This is a genomic window from Pseudoalteromonas sp. DY56-GL79 (assembly GCF_041414765.1).
GTDB classification, from domain to species: domain Bacteria; phylum Pseudomonadota; class Gammaproteobacteria; order Enterobacterales; family Alteromonadaceae; genus Pseudoalteromonas; species Pseudoalteromonas piscicida.
The window spans coordinates 1-2,319 of the sequence record NZ_JANHZS010000052.1 but is presented as its reverse complement, the minus strand read 5'-3'; the positions used below and the strand labels follow the sequence as shown (position 1 = coordinate 2,319).

Below are 2,319 nucleotides of genomic sequence, written 5' to 3'. Positions count from 1 at the left end.
GTAAGCGTACGGCGAACTACACCTGGAGGCTAACATGCCAGGGCAGTAAGCTGTCGATATCGCACTGGGGCTGGGCTAATTCGTTTAAGCAATGCATCACATAGTCGAATGGGGTGTGGCCGTTTGCTCTGGCTGTTTCGATCACGCTATAGAGGATTGCGCTACTCTCAGCACCACTTGTGGTGAAGCTAAACAGCCAGTTCTTTCGGCCTATGACGAACGGTTTGATAGCCCGCTCTGCCCGGTTGTTGTCTATCTTTAGATGTCCGTCATCGAGGTAGCGAATGAGTTTCGGCCACTGCCTTAGCGTGTAGTGGACAGCCTCGCCCAGCTTTGATTTTGGAACCACCGTTTGTGCTGATTTATCTAACCAGGTTTTAAACTGTGCCAGCAGCGGAGCCGCTTGCTGTGCCCGTGCAGCCTGGCGCACCTCTGCGCTTGCTGTTTTACATGCAGTTTCAACTCGATATAATTTTTGAATATGGTTAAGTGCCCAATCGGCTTTACCAGTTTTACCTTTGGCTTGTGCGTCCGCGGCTTCTTTGAACTTGCGCCTTGCGTGCGCCAAGCAGCCTACTAGCGTGGCTTGAGTTTGCTCATACCCGGCATAGCCGTCAACTTGCAGGTAGCCGTCGTAGCCTTGTAAAAAGTCCACAGGACAACGACCCGCGCGACTATTCTGATAGTCGAACAGGACAATATTGGGGATGCTTTCCTCTGGCGCAGGCGAATCTGTGCCGCTGCAATACAGCCACATGTAACTGGTTTGTTTGTCTTCTTTCACCACTTTAACCGTGGTTTCATCGGCCTGTATCACCGGTTGCTGTAGCAACACGTCGTGCAGCCTGTCGTAGAGTGGTTTGAACAAACTGGCGCAGCGGATCATCCAGTCTGCCATGGTCCGCCTGCAAAGCGCGATACCATATTGTTTGAACAGGCTTTCTTGGCGATACAGCGGTAAACCGTACTGATATTTGCTGGTGATGATTTGGCTCAGCAAACTGGCCGTGGCGATCCCTTTTGGAATGGGGCTCGGCGGGACAGGCGCTTGTTTTATCTCAACCTGAGTTTGTGTTTTTTCACAGTGCCGGCAGCTATATTTTGGCCTGACATGTTCAATGACTTTGACCTGGGCCGGGATAAACTCCAACTTTTCGCTCACATCCTCGCCCATTTTGTGCAGCTCACCGCCACAGCAGTCACACTGTTTGTTGTCGATGTCATGCACGATACGTTCGCGGGGCAGATCTTTTGGCAGTGACTGACGTGTCGGCTTTTTGCGCAGATATTCAATGGTTTCAACGTCTTGCTCGAGCTCTTCTTCATCTTCAACCAGAGTTTCGGCTTCATTGAACAAGTCAGCTTGCGCCGGATGCGACTCACTGCTGGCCCCGAAGCGTTTTTGCTGGGCCAGTCTGAATTGTTCTTCGAGGTAGTTATTACGCGCCTGAAGCTGAGCAATGATCTGCTTCAACTGCTGAGGATCATCAGGCAGTTTATTCATTTCTTTCATGCAGTCTACTGTATCAACAGAGTAACTGTTTTTAAATTAATAGCTTAGATTAATTCGTGATCTAAAAGCCCCTGTTATGATCATACGTTATAACCATAGCTGAGCGGCTTGTGGGCAATGACCGATAAGCCAGACAATAACCACTGCCATTGTTCGGCGCTGAGTGTAATGACGTCATCATCTTCTTTGTCTGGCCATTTAAACTTGTCTTTTTCGAGGCGTTTGTACCACAGTGCAAAACCGGTTTTATCCCAATACAGCACCTTCAGCTTGTCCTTATTTTTATTGCAAAAGGCAAAGACGTTACCCGTCATTGCGGACGTTTCCATTGCTTGCTCAACAATCGCCGCGAGGCCATTGATGGATTTACGAAAGTCTACTGGCTGGCGGTGCAAGTAAACAGACTCATTGTGCCAGCAGATCATGACAGCGCCCTGAGCAGTGCGGCCAACCACAGGGTATCTGTGTTTGATGGCAACAACACCGTATTCTGACCATGCTTGAGCTGTAACAACTCAGGCAGAGAAACGGACTCAGATGCAGCAGGCTTAGCGGCAATAAAAGATGACTCAGGTGGTTTTTTAGCGCGAAGTTTACTTCGGCGATTATAAAAAGACTTGGTACTAAGGTTGTGTTGCGTGCAGAAGTCAGTGACAGACAAACCACTGAGTTCCTGTTGTTCGATAAGTTTCAGCCATTGCTCTGCGGTTTTGTGTTTAGGCATGTTCAGCTCCGAATTGAGGTCAGAGCTGTACTTTATAGGCTGAGCGTATTCAGTAGCTAGGTGTGGTTCAGGCGACGCTTAC

At 49.2% G+C, this 2,319-nt stretch carries 3 protein-coding genes; all 3 read right to left on the bottom strand.

What is annotated here, in order from left to right; translation table 11 throughout:
- Window positions 1–16: 16 nt before the first annotated feature.
- Window positions 17–1,504: an IS66 family transposase gene (locus NO992_RS23285; protein WP_371380790.1), complete on the bottom strand. Its 1,488-nt coding sequence runs from the start codon at window positions 1,502–1,504 to the stop codon at window positions 17–19.
- An 89-nt stretch (window positions 1,505–1,593) separates the two neighbouring features.
- Window positions 1,594–1,938, bottom strand: coding sequence for an IS66 family insertion sequence element accessory protein TnpB (gene tnpB, locus NO992_RS23280; RefSeq protein WP_371380787.1), 345 nt, complete (start codon window positions 1,936–1,938; stop codon window positions 1,594–1,596).
- Complete coding sequence (locus NO992_RS23275; protein WP_371380785.1) at window positions 1,935–2,237, bottom strand: hypothetical protein; 303 nt, start codon at window positions 2,235–2,237, stop codon at window positions 1,935–1,937. The genes tnpB and NO992_RS23275 overlap by 4 nt, the downstream gene beginning before the upstream one ends.
- Window positions 2,238–2,319: the final 82 nt, after the last annotated feature.